At 68.7% G+C, this 19,968-nt stretch carries 9 protein-coding genes, 3 tRNA genes and 1 pseudogene; 10 read left to right on the top strand and 3 right to left on the bottom strand.

Features of this window, described 5'->3' with window-relative positions; translation table 11 throughout:
• Window positions 1–179: 179 nt before the first annotated feature.
• Both ACZ7DY_RS11650 and ACZ7DY_RS11645 read right to left on the bottom strand, forming a co-directional pair.
• Entirely contained in the window at window positions 180–1,610 is a 1,431-nt protein-coding gene (locus ACZ7DY_RS11650; protein ID WP_471133186.1) for a xylulokinase, read from the bottom strand.
• Window positions 1,611–1,725: 115 nt separating this feature from the next.
• Window positions 1,726–2,037, bottom strand: coding sequence for a YtxH domain-containing protein (locus tag ACZ7DY_RS11645; RefSeq protein ID WP_471133185.1), 312 nt, complete (start codon window positions 2,035–2,037; stop codon window positions 1,726–1,728).
• Between the two features lie 219 nt (window positions 2,038–2,256).
• On the opposite strand from ACZ7DY_RS11645, the gene ACZ7DY_RS11640 reads away from it, so the two are divergent.
• From ACZ7DY_RS11640 to ACZ7DY_RS11610, 7 genes are all read left to right on the top strand, one after another.
• A tRNA-Asn gene (locus ACZ7DY_RS11640) sits at window positions 2,257–2,329 on the top strand.
• 5 nt (window positions 2,330–2,334) lie between these two features.
• Window positions 2,335–2,407 (top strand) — tRNA-Asn (locus ACZ7DY_RS11635).
• Between the two features lie 176 nt (window positions 2,408–2,583).
• A tRNA-Ile gene (locus ACZ7DY_RS11630) sits at window positions 2,584–2,657 on the top strand.
• A 637-nt stretch (window positions 2,658–3,294) separates the two neighbouring features.
• Complete coding sequence (locus ACZ7DY_RS11625) at window positions 3,295–4,800, top strand: integrin alpha (protein ID WP_471133182.1); 1,506 nt, start codon at window positions 3,295–3,297, stop codon at window positions 4,798–4,800.
• A 59-nt stretch (window positions 4,801–4,859) separates the two neighbouring features.
• The gene (locus ACZ7DY_RS11620) at window positions 4,860–8,525 is read left to right on the top strand and encodes a LamG domain-containing protein (RefSeq protein WP_471133180.1); all 3,666 of its coding nucleotides are present in this window, start codon (window positions 4,860–4,862) and stop codon (window positions 8,523–8,525) included.
• Between the two features lie 85 nt (window positions 8,526–8,610).
• Window positions 8,611–15,477 carry a polymorphic toxin-type HINT domain-containing protein gene (locus ACZ7DY_RS11615; protein ID WP_471133178.1) on the top strand — a complete coding sequence of 2,289 codons (6,867 nt, stop codon included), beginning with the start codon at window positions 8,611–8,613 and terminating at the stop codon, window positions 15,475–15,477.
• A gap of 2 nt (window positions 15,478–15,479) precedes the next feature.
• A complete protein-coding gene (locus ACZ7DY_RS11610; protein WP_471133176.1) occupies window positions 15,480–15,962 on the top strand; it encodes an SMI1/KNR4 family protein in 483 nt (160 codons plus the stop codon).
• A 116-nt stretch (window positions 15,963–16,078) separates the two neighbouring features.
• Here the strand turns inward: ACZ7DY_RS11610 and ACZ7DY_RS11605 are convergent.
• Window positions 16,079–16,284 (bottom strand): annotated as a pseudogene (locus ACZ7DY_RS11605) (site-specific integrase); the annotation flags it as partial.
• Between the two features lie 208 nt (window positions 16,285–16,492).
• On the opposite strand from ACZ7DY_RS11605, the gene ACZ7DY_RS11600 reads away from it, so the two are divergent.
• The 3 genes from ACZ7DY_RS11600 (at window position 16,493) to ACZ7DY_RS11590 (ending at window position 19,846) form a co-directional block, all read left to right on the top strand.
• Window positions 16,493–16,891: a TOBE domain-containing protein gene (locus ACZ7DY_RS11600; protein ID WP_471133175.1), complete on the top strand. Its 399-nt coding sequence runs from the start codon at window positions 16,493–16,495 to the stop codon at window positions 16,889–16,891.
• A 136-nt stretch (window positions 16,892–17,027) separates the two neighbouring features.
• Entirely contained in the window at window positions 17,028–17,828 is an 801-nt protein-coding gene (gene modA, locus ACZ7DY_RS11595) for a molybdate ABC transporter substrate-binding protein (RefSeq protein WP_471133173.1), read from the top strand.
• An 11-nt stretch (window positions 17,829–17,839) separates the two neighbouring features.
• A complete protein-coding gene (locus tag ACZ7DY_RS11590) occupies window positions 17,840–19,846 on the top strand; it encodes an ABC transporter permease (protein ID WP_471133171.1) in 2,007 nt (668 codons plus the stop codon).
• Window positions 19,847–19,968: the final 122 nt, after the last annotated feature.

Raw genomic sequence — 19,968 nt, 5'->3', positions numbered from 1 at the left:
GGGTGACGGCAAGTTGGGCGAGGTCGCCCCCAATCCTGCGCCACCCGACCCGTGGGCGTGCAACTGATTAACCCATGACCGGGTCAAATTTCAGCCCCGGTCAAGAAGTGGATCCACTTAAGGATCTTTGGCCCTTCGCCGAGGGCCTCTGCCGAGGTCCTCGCGGGTCCCGTCTCCCGTCAGGAGGCGAAGGCGCCCGGATGCGACTGCTCCCGCACGGTGGCGTACTGCTGGCGCACCGCCTGCCCCACCGCGAGCTCCTCGCCCGGCTCGAAGACCTGCGCCGCCGCCCCCTGCCAGAGCGGCAGTTGGCCGGTCAGCGCCCACGCGGCCTGCCGCGCGGCACCGATCGCCGCGTAGTCGGCCGGCTGCGGCACCACGACCTGCGCGCCGAACAGCATCGGCGCGGCCGCCTGTACGGCGGGCAGTTCGGCGGCGGCACCCAGCAGGAACACCCGCCGGACCTCCACGCCGCGCCCCCGCAGTACGTCGAGCGCGTCCCCGAGACCGCAGAGCATCCCCTCGAAGGCGGCCCGCGCCAGATGCTCGGGCTTCATCGACTCGCGCCGCAGCCCGGTCAGCGTCCCCGCCGCGTGCGGCAGGTTCGGCGTCTTCTCGCCCTCCAGGTAGGGGAGGAGTACGAGCCCGTGCGCGCCCGGCGTCGACTTCATGGCGAGCGCGGACAGCTCCTGCAGGTCCGTGACCCCGAGCAGCTCGGCGGTGCCGCGCAGCACCCGTACGGCGTTCTGGGTGGGGACGACCGGCAGGTGCATGCCGGTGGCGTCCGCGAGCGAGGTGATGATCCCGCGGGCGTCGGCCAGCGCCTCGTGGTGCACGGCCATCACCGACCCCGAGGCGCCGAGCGAGACGACCGCGTCGCCCTGCTGCACCCCGAGCCCGAAGGCCGCGGCCATCGTCTCGCCCGTACCGGCGGATATCAGCAGCCCCTCGGGGGTGGTGCCCGCGGCGTCGGCGGGTCCGATCACCTCGGGCAGCATGGCCTGGTGGCCGAGGGCCAGCTCGACGAGGTCCGGACGGTACGTGCCGCTCGCCGCCGACCAGTACCCGGTGCCCGACGCGCCGCCGCGGTCGGTCGTACGCCGGGCGGGCCGGCCGAGGAGCTGCCAGACCAGCCAGTCCGGCGCCTGCATGAGGGCCGCGATCCGCCGCGCGGACTCCGGCTCGGTCTTCGCCAGCCAGCGCAGCTTCGTCACCGGGTGCGCGGACTGCGGGACGCATCCCACGGCCTGCGCCCAGGCCTCGCGGCCGCCGAGCCGGTCGACGAGGTCGACGGCGGCGACCTGCGCCCGCCGGTCGTTGCCGACGAGCGCGGGCCGCACGGTGTTGCCGTGCTGGTCGAGCGGTACGAGCGCATTCTGCTGGGCGGAGACGCCGATGGCCTGCACGCCTTCGAGCAGCCCGCCGCCCGCCGCCTCGCCGAGGGAGAGCAGCCAGGCCTGCGGATCCACGTCGGACGGCCTGGAGCCACCCTCGGCGCCCTCCACCGGATGCGGGGCGTAACCCTGCTTGAGTACGGCGCCCGTGTCCGCGTCACAGACCACGATGCGCGTGAAATCGGGCGAACTGTCCAACCCTGCGACTATCCCCATGCCTGGAATTCTGCCGCACCGCGGGCCGTATCCCGTACCTGTGTTCGCTCTGCGTGATCCGAGACGGTGATCGGACGCGGTGGTCCGCCCCCGTGATCGGGAGGGGGCGGGCGCCTCAGGTGTTGCTGGTGCCCCAGTCGTCCTCGGCGCCGCCCTGTCCCCGCTCGCGCAGGGAGCGGACCCGCTCGGCCACCGAGTCGGGCATCTTGTCCCCGACCTTCTCGGAGACGGTGTGAAGGGCCTTGCCCGCCACCTCGCGCCCCTGCTGGGTCGCGGACTCGACGGTGTTGCGCACGGCCGGGTTCTGCGAGATCTCTCGGGCGGACTTCTTCAACTGCTCGTAGCGCTCGCGTCCGGCCCGGGTCCCGAGCACGTACCCGAGGGCCACTCCTGCCACGAATGTGAGCCGGTACCGCATGGCTGCCACCCTTCCCTTGCGTCGGCTTCGCATGTCTGTCGCTCGTCCATCAATCGTCTGTCGCTCGCCGGCTGATCGCCTGCTTGATCGCCTGCCTGATCGGCTGCTTGATCGGCCAGGGGATACCGATTGGCGGAGCACCCCCCTGCTTGCGCTAATGTATGTGTCGCAGCGAGCGCCCGCCGCCCGGAGAGTTCCCAGCTAGGTGCGTTCGATGCAACGAGACGATCCCCTGTAGCTCAATTGGCAGAGCAGCCGGCTGTTAACCGGCAGGTTACTGGTTCGAGTCCAGTCGGGGGAGCTCGGTCTCCTGTAGCTCAATTGGCAGAGCAGCCGGCTGTTAACCGGCAGGTTACTGGTTCGAGTCCAGTCGGGAGAGCTGTAGAGAAGGACCCCCGAGATACCTCTCGGGGGTCCTTTTTCATGCCTGATGGAACCGCGCGGGCAGCCGTGCGGTCCTCATGGTCGTGCGATGCCGACCATCCGAAGCAGGAGATCGTATGAGCGGCTATGCTGCGGCAGACGGCGCGCACAAATGTGCGCGACGCGCCGTTAGGGGCGGTAGCTCAGCCGGTTAGAGCAGCGGACTCATAATCCGTCGGCCGTGGGTTCGAGTCCCACCCGCCCCACCTGGGCACGTCAGTGCAGAAACGATCTGACCTGCCGAAACGTAACAGCGAGGGCCGCCGCGTAAACCGTGGCGGCCCTCCTTTCACTCTCCCGCCGTGACGAGCCGCCACGGGGCGGACTCCGGCCTGCGACCTCTGCCCCGAGGCGGGCCCGCAAGCATCCGCACCCACCCCCGCACCGACCTAGGCACCTGCCGTGCAGGGATGTGGCGACGGGCCCTTCCCGGACCCCTTGTCGCCCGCGCCGGTCTCTGACGATCACCTCTGGGTGATGTCGACCCGTCCGCACCGAGGCATCGTTTCGGTCAACTCCCGCTCGGGGGGAATCCGGCCGACGAGGCCGAGGCGCCGCCTCCGCTTTGCGGACCCCTTCCCCGGTGAACGGAGAGGCCGGGTGGGCGTCGCTCGTCCTAGGGACTGCCGTGACCCTGCGTTCGCATTCGTTACGCCGCCGCAGGCGCGAATCCGCAGTGTGCGGATTGCGCCACCGCGAGTCACCGATGCGTGCGGGGTGCATTGACGGCATGGGCCCCGTCCTGTTGCCTCGGCGAACTTGTGAGGATCCTGTGACTCTGGGGTGGGGACTGTGGGGTTGGGGCGGAGCGTGCCTGCGTGCACGCGGGCGTTCGGTGTGGGGATGGGAGCGGTGCTCATCGCTGCCGCCGGTGCGTTCACGATCGGGGTGTCACCGGCTGTTGCAGCCGCGTGCACGGCGGGCACGGAGTCGGACTTCAACGGCGACGGCGTGCGGGACATGGCGATAGCCGATCCTCAGGCGACCGTGGACGACAAGGCGGGTGCCGGCCTGGTACGCGTGGTGATGGGCGGCGATCAGGGAACGTTCGAGATCTCCCAGGCCCTGAGCCAGATGAGTGCCAACCCGGAGGTCGGGGACCAGTTCGGCCACTCGATCGCCGCGTACGACGCCGACGCCGACGGCTGCACGGACTTGGTGGTGGGCGCCCCCTACGAAGACGTCACCACGACCGAGGGCGCCCAGCAGGACGCCGGCTCGGTCTACGTGATCCATGGCACGCCGGCGGGTATCGGCGTCGGATCAGCCGTGGACAGCTATACCCAGGCGGGTCTCGACGGGTCGACGACGACAGAGGCCGGTGATCTGTTCGGGTTCTCGCTGGCAGCCACCAAGGCGACGGGCGGCAAGCCCACCCTGGCGATCGGAGTGCCGGGAGAGGCGATCGGGTCGCTCAAGGACGCCGGATGCATCCACTACGTCCAGGGCACCAAGAAGGCCACCGTCAACCAGGACGACCCCGGGGTGCCAGGGGCCGCGGAGGCGCACGACCGGTTCGGCTACTCGCTCGCGGCACGCTTCAAGTACCTCGTGGTGGGCGCCCCCGGTGAGGCGATCGGCTCGGAGTCCTTCGCCGGCGGGGTGACGGTCTTCAGCCACACCCTGACCGACGGGCTCCCGACCCCTCTGGGCGCCATCGACGAGAACCAGCCCGAGCTGACCTCGGGGACGGCGGAAAAGGACGACCGTTTCGGTACGTCCTTGGCGGTCGTCTCCTACCGCCCGCAGGGCGCCTCATCGGAGACGGATGCCCTGGTCGCCATCGGCACGCCCAACGAGGACGTGGGCAACGTCGCCGACGCGGGCGCGGTCACCGTGGTGCACGTCAAGCCGACGGGCGCGGTCAAGGAGGTCAACCTCATCGACCGACTGTCACCCGACGTGGAGGGCGATCCCGTGGTGGGTGACTTCTTCGGCCAGCGGGTCGTGATCTCCAACACCGAGCCCGACGAGGTCGGTACCGCGGCGAACATGCGCCTGGCGGTGAGCGTGCCCAACCAGGAGGTGGGCGCGGCGGAGAACGCCGGGGCGGTGCAGGTGTTCCACGGTCTCGGTGCACCGGGAGACAGAGACGTGCTGCTCGCCAGGGGAGCGGGACTGCCGGACACGGCCGCGGCGCGGGACTTCGCAGGGCTCGGTCTGTGGGGGACAGGCTCACGGCTCTATGTGGGCGTGCCGTACAGCAAGACGCCCGGCGCGCAGAAGGGGGTCGTGTACTCGGTGCCGTGGGCGGTGGCCGGCGGTGAGGCAGGCACGGTGACCACGGTCAAGCCCGGGGCCGACGGCATCCCGGACGTGGGCAAGGCGTTCGGCTCGGCCATCCGCTGACGGCCGTACGGCACGAGAGCACTGCGGACACGACAGGGGCGGGGAACATGAAGAGCCGGATGTACAGACGTAGACGGTGGAGTGTCGGGCACCGGGCGGCGATGGCGGTCGGAGCGCTGGCCGCGACCTTGGCCGTCGGTGCTACCGGGATCTCACCCGTGGCGGCGGCGGACACCGCGCCGGTCGTCGCGGCGGAGGACGTCGGTGAGACGAGGAAGCATGCTCCCCAATCCGCCGTCTCCGAGACGGCGGCCGCCGAAGCCGCCGCGGAGGCGGGAAAGCGCGTGGAGGTCGCGACGCTGCGTGACGAGCGCAGCCAGACCTTTGCGAACCCGGACGGGACCTTCACGGTCAAGGAGTTCGCACAACCCGTGCGCACCCGCAGGAACGGCAAGTGGGTCGACATCGACACCACGCTGGTGAAGCAGCCGGACGGACGCCTGGTGCCGCGGGCGGCGAGCGCGACGATGGCCCTCTCCGGCGGTGGGGACACCACGTTCGCGACGCTGGTGCGGGACGGCAAGACGATGTCGTTCTCCTGGCCCACCACGTTGCCCACGCCAAAGGTCGTCGGCAGTACGGCGACGTACAAGTCGGTGATGCCCGACGTGGACCTCGTGGTGACGGCACAGAGCGACGGCTTCTCTCACGTTCTGGCGGTCAAGTCGGCCGAGGCTGCCGCAAATCCGAAGCTCGCCGAGATCACTTTGCCCGTCACCACGCGGGGCGTCACCGTGAGCGAGGACGGCGGCGGCCTGATCGCCGAGGACACGACGTCGGGTGGCCGGGTCTTCGAGGCTCCGCAGCCGGTGATGTGGGACTCGGGTGGCGCCGCCAAAGGCAGGGCCGAGCACGCCGTACAGGCCGGCCCAGGCCCGCCCGAGGGTGCACGGGTCGCCGATGTCCGGCTCGACCTGCAGCGCGGCAAGATGGTGCTGACACCGGACCGGACGCTGCTGCGCGGCAAGCACACGCGCTACCCGGTCTACATCGACCCGGTCACCAAGACGGCGTCCCGCACCAGTTGGACCTGGGTCTCATCCGCGAATCCCGGCCTGGAGGGCTGGAAGTTCCCCAACTCGGACGACGGAATCGAGTCCGGCAAGGGGGTGGGGCGCTGTCCCGCCGACTACTCGGTGCGCTGCACCGGCACCGACGACGTGCAACGGCAGTACTACGCGCTGCCGACGGCGAGCTTCGAGGGCAAGACCATTCTCAAGGCGGAGTTCTCCATCACGCTGGTGCACACGTACAACAGCGAGGCGCGTTCAGTACAGCTGCACCGGATGAACAGCTCGGGCGGAAGCGCGATCAGCTCGCGCACCAACTGGTCCAACAGGCCGTCCAGCAAGGACCACATCACTTCCGAGTCGCCCACCAACCCCACCGGGTCGTGCACGGCGACCAATCAGAACGTCCGGTTCAACGTCGCGGGCACACTGAAGAAGTCGGCGTCCAGCGGCTGGGACACGACCACCTTCGGCCTCCAGGCGGCCTCAGAGGACTCGTACGCGTCCTGGAAGCGGTTCTGCAACAACGCCGCGCTGGAAGTGCAGTACAACCGCCCGCCGTACCAGCCGAAGATCAGCGAGCTGGACATGGACCCGGGCGGCAAGTGCACGGTCGGGCAGGCCACCAAGCACTTCACCAAGAAGATGCCGGTGCTGTCCGCCAAGATCTGGGACCCCGACCACGGTGACGCCGGAGGGGACAGCGAGAAGCTTCGGGCGCAGTTCGAGGTCTTCTGGACCGGCTCGGACGGCAGAGAGGTCAGTTACACCGTCACCACGAGCTCGCTGACCAGTGGGACGGTCAAGGGCCGTGACAGTGGCATGGCCGAGTTCGAGTACACCGTCGGCACCGACATCCCGGGCGATGGGACGGGCCAGTTCACCCCGCCCCAGAACACCGTCATCGGTTGGTGGGTGCGCGGCAGCGACGGCACGGCATGGGGTCCCTGGAGCCACGAAGGAGCAGGGCACCGCTGTGAGTTCACCTACGACAAGACCAAGCCGGAAGCGCCCACCGTCACGTCCGCGGAATACCCGAACGACGGTCGCTGGCACGCAGGCATCGGTGACTACGGCACCTTCTCCCTCTATTCGCCGGGAACCGACGTGGTCCGGTACCGCTACGAGTTCGCCGGAGAAGGCGAGAAGACCGTGGTGCCCGTCGAGCCGGGACGTCCCGCCGTCGTGCGGTGGATGCCGACCTCGGCCAGAACGACGACCCTGTACGTCGAGGCGGTGGACACCGCGGGCAACAGTCAGCAGATCACCAGGTCCTACCGGTTCCGGGTGGACCTCGGGCGGGCACCGAAGTCGTCATGGGCACTGGCGGACCCAGCGGGCTCGACCACCGGCGCGGGCGGTGACGGGGCTCCGGCCGCGCAGGCCGGCTCCGGTGTGACGTTCGGGGCGAAGGGGCCGCACGGGTCGGTCCTCACAGCCGCCCAGTTGGACGGCACCGCCGATGCCTACCTGAACACGGGTCAGCATGTGGTGGACACGGACAAGACGTTCTCCGTGGCCGCGTGGGTGCTGTTGCCCCAACTGCCGACGGAGTCCATGGCCGTCGTCAGCCAGGACGGCTCGGCACAGTCCGGGTTCTCCCTCGGTTACGACGCCGCATCGCAGAAGTGGTCGTTCCTGGCACCGGACAGCGAGCTCGACTCGATGGTGTCGTGGCAGGTCCTCGGCCCGAAACCGGTGCCCGGCGAGTGGACCCACCTCGTGGGGGTCTACGACCGGGACGAGGGCGGTCCTCCGGGCAAGATGCGCATGTACATCAACGGACGACTGGTATCCGGTGACATCCAGGAACGGCCCACCACGTGGAACGCGACCGGTGCACTGCAGATCGGCCGAGCCCTGGAGCACGCCGGGTACACGGCGAACCTGAAGGGTTCCGTCGCCGGCGTCCAGGTCCTCGACCGGGTGATGACACCGGGCGAGAGCAAGAGCATGGGTGGTCTCCCGCCTCTGCAACTCGCCTACTGGGGCATGGAGGAGACGGACGGCAGTACCGGCCGTGTCCCCGAGAACTCAGGTGGCACAGGTCTGACCCTGCACGGCGGGGCCGCCGTCTACCGGCCGGACGAGTCATGCGACCCGCTCGACCCGGAATGTGTGCCGGAGACGCCCTTGGCCGGTGACGGGCACCTGGCGCTGTCCGGCGGCAACGGTTACGCCTCCCGCTCTGCCGGGCTGCTGAAGTCGAAGGCCAGCTTCACCGTCACCGCACGAGCCCGGCTGTCGTCGCTGAACGGTGAGAAGAACCAGACGGTGCTATCGCTTCCCGGAACGGCGAAATCGGCGGCGCTGGTGCGCTTCGACGCCGGCAAGGACCGCTGGCAGCTGGCTCTGACGAGCAAGGACACGGCCACTGCCACGGTCGTCGAATCCCAGGCCCAGGGCTCCCTGCCCAGTGCGTCGGGCAACGGAGATCACCTGGCTCTGTCGTACAACGCCCTCTTCGGCGAGGTGCGGCTGTACGTGAACGGCCAGTGGACCGGCGAAGCCGTGAAGTGGTCCGGGAGCGAGTGGGACCTCTCCAAGGCCGGGTTCCAGGTCGGCCGTTCAGGTGTGGGCACCGAAGGCGCGGACTTCTTCTCGGGTGCCGTCGACGAGGTCCGGGTCTTCGAGGGGGCACTGGACGAACCGCTCGTGGGAGCCGTGTCGCACCTCGAACCGGGGGTGGACATGGGCAGTGGGGCGGTGCCGTAGAGCTCCGGCGTGCGGCCCAGGTCGGGCCGCACGCCGCTCCCGGCCCCTCACTGCTCTCTCACGTCGCGACATCACGGAGATCCTCATGTCAACATCCCCCTGGTTCCGCTCGTCCCTGCACCGCAAAGGCCGTGCCCTGCGTCTGCAGATAGCCGGTGCGCTCGGGATCGCGCTCGCGGTCGGCCTGTTGCCCCAGTACGCGCCCGAAGCGCGCGCCGAGGAGACGGGTACGGCACACACACTGCAGAAGGACCTCGGCCGGCCGGTGCCGGGAACGAGGCTCAAAGCGAAGTCGCACGGGCCGAACCCCGCAGCCAAGGCCAAGGTCACCGCCCCCGCCAAGGTGACGTGGCCGAGTTCCGGCAGCGCGCAGGTGGCCCTGAGCGGCGCCAAACGGATCAAGGCGGGCAGTCTGCCCGTCGAGGTCGGGCCGCCCAGAAAGCAGAGCAGATCCAGACCGGCGGCCGAGGCCGTCCGCGTGCAGGTCCTGGGCCGTGAGCGGACCAAGGCGGCAGGTGTCGACGGCGCTCTGCTCACCGTGGCCCCGAAGAGCGGGAGTGACACCCCCGGCAGCGTCCGGATCACCTTGGATTACGCGGGCTTCGCCGACGCCTACGGGGCGAACTACGGTCACCGGCTGCGCCTGGTGCAGTACCCCCGGTGCGTGCTGACCACTCCGAAGAAGGACCGCTGCAGGGTCGGCGAGCCGCTGACCACGGCCAACGACACAGCCGGCCGGACATTGAGTGCGGATGTGCGTGTGGCCGCGGCCGCGGCCACACGGCAGTCAACCGGCGGCGCACCGGCCGAAGCCACCGTACTGGCGGCGGAGGCGGGTTCGTCGGGCGACCAGGGCAGCTTCGGGGCGACGCCACTGTCCCCCGCCGCCGAGTGGAGCGTCTCGAACTCCTCGGGCGGGTTCAACTGGTCTTATCCCATGAGAGTGCCGCCCGCTCCCGGCGGCCTCGTCCCCTCGATCTCCCTGGGCTACAACTCCCAGGCGGTGGACGGGCAGACCGCGGCAACCAACAACCAGGGCTCCTGGGTGGGGACCGGCTTCGGCTACGAACCGGGATTCATCGAACGCCGCTACAAGCCGTGCTCGGAGGACGGGCACGACAAAGCAAACGGCGACCAGTGCTGGGCGTACGACAACGCCACCATCCAGTTGGCCGGCGGCCCGTCCGGGCAGCTGATTCTCGATGACAAGACCGACAAGTGGCGGTTGAGCAGCGACGACAACTCGAGGATAGAGAAACTCACCGGCACGTCCAACGGCGACGACGACGGCGAGCACTGGCGTCTGACCACCACCGACGGCACCCAGTACTACTTCGGTCTGGACAACCTGCCCGGCTACTCGTCCGGCAAGGAGCAGACCGGTTCCGCCTGGACCGTGCCGGTCTACGGCGACGACGACAACGAGCCCTGCCACAAGGCCGCTTTCGCGGACGCCCACTGCAAGCAGGCCTGGCGCTGGAACCTGGACTACGTGGTCGACCCGCACGGCAACGCCATCTCGTACTACTACGGCAAAGAGACCAACTACTACACCCAGGGCTTGAAGACCGGGGAGAACGGCAAGTCCTACACCCGGGGCGGATATCTCAAGCGCATCGATTACGGCCAGCGCCACCAGAAGGTCTACGACAGCCCGGCACCGGCCCGCGTGGTCTTCGACACCGACGAGCGCTGCCTGGCCTCCGCCGCCGACTGCGAACCCGGCGACCTCACCGACTCGACGGCGACCCGCTGGCCCGACGTGCCGTGGGACCTGAACTGCAAGGCGGAGACCAAGTGCAAGGGCCAGAACTCACCGACGTTCTGGACCCGCAAGAAGCTGTCCAAGGTGACCACTCAGATCCGCTACGGCTCCGGGTACGCGGACACCGACTCCTGGACGCTCAACCATCAGTTCAACGACAACGGTGACAGCTCGAAATCGCTGTGGCTCGACACCATCAAGCAGACCGGCCATGCAGGATCCGGTACGGCCACGACGCCCGCGGTCACCCTGGTCGGCAAGCAGATGCCCAACCGCGTCGACAAGCCGGGCGACAGCATCCAGGCGATGAACCGCTTCCGTCTGGTGCGTGTCGACAACGACAGCGGCGGGGAACTGCACATCGCCTACCGGGACGCCGAATGCACAGCAGGAAGTCTGCCTCCGGCCGACGCCCCCACGAAGGCCTGCTACCCCGTCAAATGGAATCCGCCGGGCGTCACGGAACCGATCACCGACTGGTTCCACAAGTACCTGGTGCAGCAGGTCACGGAGAGGGACATGACCGGTGGCTCACCGGACATGGTCAGCGAGTACGAGTACCTGGGCGGTGCGGGCTGGAAGAAGCCGCAGGCCGACGGCATCACCAAGGACGAGTACCGCACACACAGTGACTGGCGCGGCTACGGCAAGGTGAGGGTCACGAAGTCCGCCGGCACCGTCGCCCCCTCCAACCAGCGGACCGAGCACGTGTTCCTGCGCGGTCTGGGCGGCGACGTCACCGACTCCGAGGGCGTCAAACACGCGGATGACGACGAGTTGTCCGGCCAGGAAGTCGAGACGATCACCTACGACGGCGGTTACAGCGCCGACAAGGTGGTCTCCAAGAGCATCAGCACGACCTGGCAACGCACCACCGCGACCCGCAAGCACGACTGGGGAACCAGCGACGCACACTATGTGCGATCGGCGACGACCACTTCCTACACCGCCCTGAAGAAGGGTGGCTGGCAGGTGGTCAAATCCACCACGCGGTACGACGATGCCACCGGGCGGCCCATCGAGACGGACGACTACGGAAAGGACGGTGACGGAAGCGACAACCAGTGCGTCCGCACTGAATACGCGGACAACGCTGGCCAGCACATGTACGCGCTGGTCTCACGGGTGGAGAAGGTCGCCGTCTCCTGTTCGACGGTCCCTGACCGCAAGACACAGGTCATCTCCGACGACCTGACGTTCTACGACGGCAAGGCGCTCGGCGCGGCGCCGACCAAGGGTGACACCACCAAGGTGCAGCGCCTGGCCGTGCACGACGGCGCCAAGGCCACCTACGAGACCGTCACCTCGTCGGCGACCGCGGACTTCGACCACTTCGGCCGCCCGCTGAAGGTGACCGACGCGGCGGGCAACGCGACGTCGATCGACTACACCGAAACCGACGGGTTGACCACCAAGAAGGTGGAGACCAACCCGATGGGCTGGACCACGACCACGGAGTACCTCCGCTCCTGGGGCGTGTCCGCCGCGCAGACCGACATGAACGGCAAGCGCACAGACCTTGCCTACGACGCTCTGGGCCGCCTCACGTCCGTATGGCTGCCCGACCGCGACAAGGCGACCAGGACGCCGTCGATCAAGTACACCTATGTGATCCGCGAAGACGGGGCGAACGCCGTCAAGACCGAGAAGATCGAGAACACCGACGGCTCGTACGGTCTTGAATACGCCCTGTACGACGGGTTGTTGCGCCCCCGACAGCAGCAGGCCGAGGGCCAGAACGGCGGCACTCTGGTCGCCGACACCTTCTACGACGGCCTGGGCAACGTGGTCGAGACCTACTCCGACTACTACATCAAGTCCGCTCCCAAGGACACGTTCTTCAAGCCCACCGACGAAGTCGACGGGCACACCGTCACCACGTACGACGGGGCCGGACGCAAGACCGCCGAGATCTTCAAGGTCCAGGACGTCGAGAAGTGGCGGACGACCTTCGCTCACGACGGCGACCGTGTCCACACCGACCCGCCGGCAGGCACCGCACCCACCACGGTGGTCACGAACGCCCGGGGAGAGACCACGGAGATCCGTCGCTACAAGGGCGACAAGCCGGTGCCGACGGGAACGGCGGAGGACTACGAGGCGACCCACTACACCTACACACCGGCCGGCCAGGTGAAGACGGTCGAGGACGCCGCGGGCAACGCCTGGGCCTACGACTACGACCAGCGCGGCAGGAAGACGTCGTTCAGCGACCCGGACGTGGGTACGACCCACTATGCCTACGACGGGCTGGACCACCTGACGAGCAGCACGGACGCACGCGGCAAGAAGCTGTCGACGAAGTACGACGTGCTCGGCCGACCGGTCTCCACGTGGGAGGGCGAGCCCGACACCGGCACCAAGCTGACCCTCACCAGCTACGACAAGAAGGCCAAGGGCCAGCTGTACGGCACCTACCGGTACGAGGACGGGGTCGTCACCACCGCCACGGTCAACACCCAGCTGGACGACATGTACCAGCCGGAGCAGACGCAGGTGACGGTGGGAGGGGCGGCAGACAAGGAGTTGCAGGGCACCTACACCTTCAACACCGGTTACAACAACGACGGCACGGTGAAGGAACAGACCCTGCCCGCCGCCGGCGGCCTGCCGGGCGAATCCCTGACCTACACGTACGACGAAGCGCAGCGACCCACGTCGCTGACGACGATGCTGGGCGGCAGGGCTGACGGAGCGTACGTCAAGAAGGCTCACTACGCCTCGACCTCCCAGCTCCTGGGGCTTGAGCTCGGGCAGATCGGGACCGACGGCAAGCTGCCCAATCTCTTCTACGAGTACGAGAAGGGCACCGACCGTCTCATCGGAGCGGGCGCCGAAATCGTCGGCGAAGACGCTTACGTCGCGGACGCCAACTACTCCTATGACGCCTCCGGCAACGTCACCTCCATAGCCGACACGCCCCAGGGCGGCGAGCGGGACGTCCAGTGCTTCACCTATGACTGGCAGCAGCGTCTGAAGGACGCCTGGTCCACCTCCAACACACCCGATGGGAAGGCGGGTTCGGAGCGGCAGGACGCGGCATGCTCGGGAGGCGCCACGAGCGGCACGGTCGGCGGCCCGGCCCCGTACTGGCAGAGCTTCGACTACGACACCGCGGGGAACCGCATCTCCCAGGTACGGCACGGTGTGGCCGGAGCGCGGGACGTCACCCGCGACTACACCTACGGCAAGGACGCGGCGGGCAACGGTGGCCCGCACACCCTGACCAAGGTCGTCGAGAAGACCCCGGCGTCCGGCACGGACCCGGCCGTCACCCGCCAGGACACCTACACCTACGACAAGTCGGGCAACACCAGCCGGCGAGTGCTGGACGGCACGACCCAGGACCTGAAGTGGAACGCGGAGGGCAAGCTCACCGCGGCAGGATCAGACACCACCTACGGTTACGACGCCGCCGGCGGACGCCTGGTGCGCAAGGAGAAGAACCAGCAGACCCTCTACCTGCCGGGCATGGAGCTGAACCTCGACACCGCCACCCGTACGGTCGAGGCCACCCGCTACTACACCTTCGGCGCCCAGACGGTGGCGATGCGCACGCCGAAGGGCGTGCAGTTCCTGGCCGGCGACCACCAGGGCACGATGTCGGCGGCCATCGACGCGAAGACGGGCGGGGTCGTCCGGCGCCGCATGGACCCATTCGGCAACGAACGCGGCAAAGCCACCGGCCCGTGGGTCGACGACAAGGGCTTCCTCGGCAAGTCCGTCGACTCCTCCACCGGCCTGACGCACATCGGCGCACGGGAATACGAGCCGGAGAACGGACGGTTCATCACAGCCGACCCCATCGTCGACTTCAACGACCCGCAGCAGATCAACGGTTACGCGTACGCGTCCAACAATCCGGTGACGCGAAGCGACCCGTCGGGGCTCAAGGACGACGGGTGCATGCTGGTCGGTGTCCAGTGCTCGGCCGGTCGCAACGGCGGTTGGGACATCAAGGTCACCAAGACGTACTACACCTACTATCAGGTGCACTCGACGCCGGCCCAGAAGAGGGCGACCGCCGCGCGCGCAGAGGCCGACGCCCGTGAAACCCGCATGAAGCGAGCGGCCAAGGAGCTCGCCGGAATTCTCGCGGACGAACTCGGCATCACCGACGCGCTGGACTGCTTCACGACCGGCAGCCTCGGCTCGTGCGGCGCGACGATCGCCAACATCGCGACCAGCATGGCCGGCGGCATCGTCGGCAAACTCGCCAAGAAGTACGGCCTGCCCTGGAACTGGAAGAAGGGCGTGGCCCTCGCCAAGAAGGTCGGCGGCCTGGTCAAGGGGCTCTTCAAGGACTTCAAGGCCTGGAGGAAGCTGGAGAAGAAGGCAGAGAGGCTGGAAGAGGCGGCCGAAGACGCCGGCAGCGCATGTAACAGCTTCATACCGGGAACACAGGTCCTGATGGGCGATGGTACGACCAAGGCCATCAAGGACATCGAGATCGGCGACAAGGTCTTGGCGACCGACCCCAAGACCGGCAAGACCGTCGTCAAGACGGTGACGGCCGAGATCAAGGGCAAGGGCGTCAAGCACCTCGTCAAGGTCACCGTCCAAACAGCGGGCAAGAAGGGGACGAAGGGCCGGTCCGCCTCGGTCACCGCGACGGACGGGCATCCGTTCTGGGTCCCGGAGTTGGGCGAGTGGATCAAGGCCACGGAGCTGACCGCGGGCGAGTGGCTGCGCACGAGCGCCGGCACGCACGTACAGATCACCGCGGTGAAGCGGTGGACCACGCAGCAGGCCGAGGTTCGCAATCTCACTGTCGCGGATGTGCATACGTACTATGTGGTGGCAGGTGCCACTCCGGTCCTGGTTCACAATTGTGGCGGTGCAGTTACAGGACACCCCGCAGCCTGTGAATGTGCCGATGGCGGCATACCGAAGGTGCGAAATGGGAAGCTGGCGGGGGATGTTCACCCGAAGACGAATGTTCCATTTGATGAGAACGGCTTTCCCGATTTCTCGGCATGGCGTCATCCGGATGTGCCTGATGTTCGGATCGAGCTTTCCGGAAGTCGCGGAACAGATTTCGCGAGATCTAATCGCGCAGCAGGGCTCAGTGAGACACCAGATGGCTATACCTGGCACCATCATCAAGAACCTGGTCTCATGCAGCTGATCGAGACAGAGGCCCATAAACGGACAGCCCACACGGGTGGATTCTCGGGAGGGAGGTAGTTATGAATGAACTTTTTGAGGATGGGGACTTCTACACGGGTCCACCGCTGAGCGCTGACATGATCAGCAGGGCTCAGCAAGCCTTGGGCGTGCAGCTTCCGTCAAGCTACGTAGCCGCACTATCGGAAAAAAATGGTGGAGTGTTGAAGCGCCGCCGTTACCCTACCGAGTTCGCTACGTCCTGGGCTGCTGACCATTTCGATATTCGTGCACTTCTCGGAATTGGAGGGAAGTGGGGGATTGATTCCCTCTCTGGCTTGGGGAGTGCTGACCTGATCGCAGAGTGGGGGTACCCGGAAATTGGCGTGGTCATCTGCGATATGCCCTCAGGTGGGCATGATGCGGTAATGCTCGACTATTCCGAGTCCGGCCCTGATGGCGAGCCTTCTGTCGCCTACATCGACGAAGACCGCGTTCCTCGTACAGTAGCTCGATCGTTCGAGGAGTTCCTGTCTCGACTGGTTCCCTGTAGTCCACCGGTTTAAGGGGCGCGTCCTCTCCGTATGGAGAGTTCAGGGTCTCGGGGACAGAAACAAGGTCCCCTCCGCGCAGTGGTGTGGAGGGGACCTTGTTTCGTTTGACGGCAACGCTGACGGCAACGTCAGCGGACGACGGCTGTGGCGGGTGGGTCGTCGGGGGTGTCAGTCGGGTTGAGGGCAGCGCCGAGGGTGTCGATGGCCTGGCGTGGAGGCGGAGTCGGACGTGGGCGTAGACGCCAGCGGTGACGCCGATGTGGGCGTGGCCGGGGAGTTCCTTGATCACGACGAGGTCGATGCCCTGTTCCAGGAGCAGGGACGCGTGAGCGTGAGGCCACGGGCACCACATGGCAGCACAGGCCTGTGGCTGGCGTGCTGCTGGGTCGGTCGTCGGGCGGGCCAGCGGGTGCGGAGTACGGGTGTGACGGTCTCGGGGGGTTTGGAGGTTCGTCCAGGGTGGGGGGTTTGGGGGCGCAGTTGCCATGGAGGTCCGGCTCAACTTTTACAAATGCCAGCCTATTGGGCCTATCTTGGCGCATATGCAGTCCTACACGATTGGGCAGGCCGCGCGTCTGCTCGGGGTCAGTCCCGATACCGCTCGCCGTTGGGCCGATGCCGGCCGGGTGGCCACGCACCGCGACGAGGGTGGGCGGCGGCTCATCGACGGGCGGGATCTCGCCGCGTTCTCCGTCGAGGTCGCGCAGAGCGGGGGTGCGGCGGAGGAAGAGGTTCCGTACACCACCGCCCGTAACGCCTTTCCCGGCATCGTCACCGCCGTGAAGCTCGGTGACGTGGCCGCCCAGGTGGAGATCCAGGCCGGCCCGCACCGGCTGGTCTCGCTGCTGACCAGGGAAGCGGTGGAGGAGCTCGGCCTAGAGGTCGGGATGCAGGCCACCGCCCGGGTGAAGTCCACCAGCGTGCACATCGACCGCGCCTGAGCCCCGATTCGGGTGTGCCGTGTGCCGTGTGCCGGCTGCCGGGTCGGGCCGGGCCCGGGTTCCGGTTTTGGGGTCCCGGTGTGTGTCGTGTCGTCCCTCGTCGTCTTTGCTTCGCCCATCGCCAGGAGTTCGTCTCATGTTCTCGAAGTTCGCCGTTCCCACGGTCCGCCGTACCGCTGCCGCCGTCGTGACCGTCGCGCTGCTCGTTCCGCTCGCCGCCGCCTGCGGCAGTGACGACGACGGCGACGGCAAGAAGGCGGGGGGCGGGAAGGACGTGAAGCTCACCGTCCTCGCCGCCTCGTCGCTCACCGACGTCTTCGCCACCGCCGAGAAGAAATACGAGAAGGAGCACCCGGGCACCGACATCACCGTCTCCGCGGCCGGGTCGCAGGAGCTCGCCGCGCAGGTCAAGCAGGGGTCGCCCGCCGACGTGCTCGTCACCGCCGACACCAGGACCATGGACGGGCTCAAGGGCGAGACCAATGCCCCCACCGTCATCGCCAAGAACCGGCTCGTCATCGCCACCCGTGCGGGCAACCCCGAGAAGGTCAAGGAGCTCAAGGATCTCGCCGACGGCAGGCTCAAGGTCGTCCTCGCCGACGACACCGTGCCCGTCGGGCGCTACAGCAAGCAGGTCCTCGACCAGCAGGGCGTCAAGGTGAAGCCGGTCTCCAAGGAGGCCAACGTCCGCTCCGTGCTCAGCAAGGTCGAGCTCGGCGAGGCCGACGCCGGCATCGTCTACCGGACCGACGCCGCCACCGCCCCGGACAAGGTCGACGCCGTGACGATCCCCGACGCGCAGAACGCCGTCGCCTCCTACCCGGCCGCCACCCTCAAGGGTTCCGGGAACGGCTCGGCCGCGGCCGCGTTCGTGAAGTGGCTCAGCACACCGGAGGCGCAGAAGATCCTCCGCGACGCGGGCTTCCAGAAGCCGTAGCCGTCACCGTCATGGTCCGCACACGCTCACGCTCCCGCGTCCGTACGCGGCCGCCGTTCACGCTTGCCGTTCCCGCGCTGCTAGCCGTCGCGTTCCTGCTGATGCCGCTCGTCGGCATCCTCGCCCGGACCGAGTGGGGCGACCTCGGCACGCATCTGACCGCTCCCGGCGTCACGCAGGCCCTGAAGCTGTCGCTCCTCGTGTCCTTCTGGGCCCTCGGGCTCTCGCTGGTGCTCGGGGTGCCACTGGCGTGGCTGCTGGCCCGGGTGGAGTTCCCGGGGAAGGCGTTCGTACGGTCCCTCGTCCTGCTGCCCATGGTGCTGCCGCCCACCGTCGGCGGTGTCGCGCTGCTGCTCGGGTTCGGGCGGCGCGGGCTGCTCGGGCCCTGGCTGGAGAGCACCTTCGGGATCGTGCTGCCCTTCCACACGTCGGGGGCGGTGGTCGCGGCGACATTCGTCGCGATGCCGTTCCTCGTCATCAGCCTGGAGGGCGCGCTGGGCGGGCTGCGGCCCGGCTTCGAGGAGACGGCGGCGTCGCTCGGGGCCTCTCCGGTACGGGTGTTCCTCACCGTCACCCTGCCGATGGTCGCCCCCGGACTCGTCGCGGGTGCCGCGCTGACCTGGGCGCGGGCGCTGGGCGAGTTCGGGGCCACGATCACCTTCGCCGGAAACCTGCCCGGTACGACGCAGACCCTGCCGCTCCAGGTGTACCTGCTCCTCCAGGACTCGCCGGAGGCCGCCACCTCGCTGTCGCTGCTCCTGCTCGCCATCGCCATGGCCGTACTGGTGGGGCTGCGGGGGCGGTGGACGGCGGGAGCCCCGGGGGCCGCGGGGGCTGCGGGAGCCGCCGGCAGCGCGGGCAGCGCGGGCAGCGCGGGCAGCGCGGGGGACGGCTCGGTGCCGGGTACGGGGGAGGGGGCGGTGGAAGGCTCCGGGGCGGGGTCCGCCGTTCCGGTCGTGAAAGCCTTCGGCCCGGACGAGAAATGGGCGCTGCACGCCGACGTCACCGGCGCCAACCACCTCACCCTCGACGCCGAACCCGGCACCACCATCGCCGTCGTCGGGCCCAACGGCGCCGGCAAGACCACCCTGTTGCGCGCCCTGCTCGGCCTGACCCCGCGCGCCCACGCGCTGCTGCGGCTCGGCGAACGCGACGTCACCGGACTGCCCCCGCACCGCCGCTCGGTCGCCTGGGTGCCCCAGGAAGGCGCCCTCTTCCCGCACTTGACCGCGCTCGGCAACACCGCGTACGGGCTGCGCGCCCAAGGCGTCCGGCGCGCCGAGGCCCGCCGCGAGGCGCAGACGTGGCTCGACCGGCTCGGCGTCGGACACCTCGCGCACCGCAGGCCCGCCCAGCTCTCCGGCGGGCAGGCCCAACGGGTGGCGCTGGCCCGCGCGTTGGCGGCGCGGCCCCGGCTGCTGCTCCTCGACGAACCGCTCGCCGCACTCGACCAGACGACCCGCGCCCACGTCCGCCACACGCTCCGCTCGCACCTCGACGGGTTCGGCGGGGTCTGCCTCATCGTCACGCACGACCCCGTGGAGGCCGTCTCGCTGGCCGACCGGGTCCTCGTACTCGACGAAGGGCGTACGTTGCAGGACGCGCCGCCCGCCGAAGTCACCCGGCACCCGCGCTCCCCCTGGGTGGCCCGCATGCTCGGCCGCAACGCCTGGCCCGGCACTGCCGGCGCCGACGGGACGCTCGCGCTGGCGGGCGCGGGCCGCCTGGTCGTCGCCGATCCACCGCCGGCGGGTGCACGGGCGCTCGCCGTCATCGCCCCGGAAGCGGTCTCCGTGCACCGCGAGAAGCCCGGGGGCAGCCCTCGCAACGTATGGCCCGGGACGGTACGGGAGATCACCACCGCCGGCAGTCGACTGCGCGTCCTGATCGCCTCCCCGGAAGCACCCGAGCTGGTCGCGGAGATCACCCCGCAAGCCGCACTCGAACTCGGACTCACGGACGGAGCCGAGGTCTGGACGAGCGTGAAGGCGACGGAGGTGTCGGTGGTGACTCTTTGACGGTCCGCGGGGCTCCGGATCGGGCTCCGGGCTCCGGGCTCCGGGGTCGGGGGGCGGGGCCAGGTCTCGGCGGCGTGGGGCACGGGCCGGGAGGCGCCGGGCCTGGCCGACGGCCGAGGACG

Source organism: Streptomyces sp. NPDC037013 (assembly GCF_055607265.1).
Note: the sequence above shows the minus strand (reverse complement) of the source record. Positions and strands in the feature narration are given on the sequence as shown.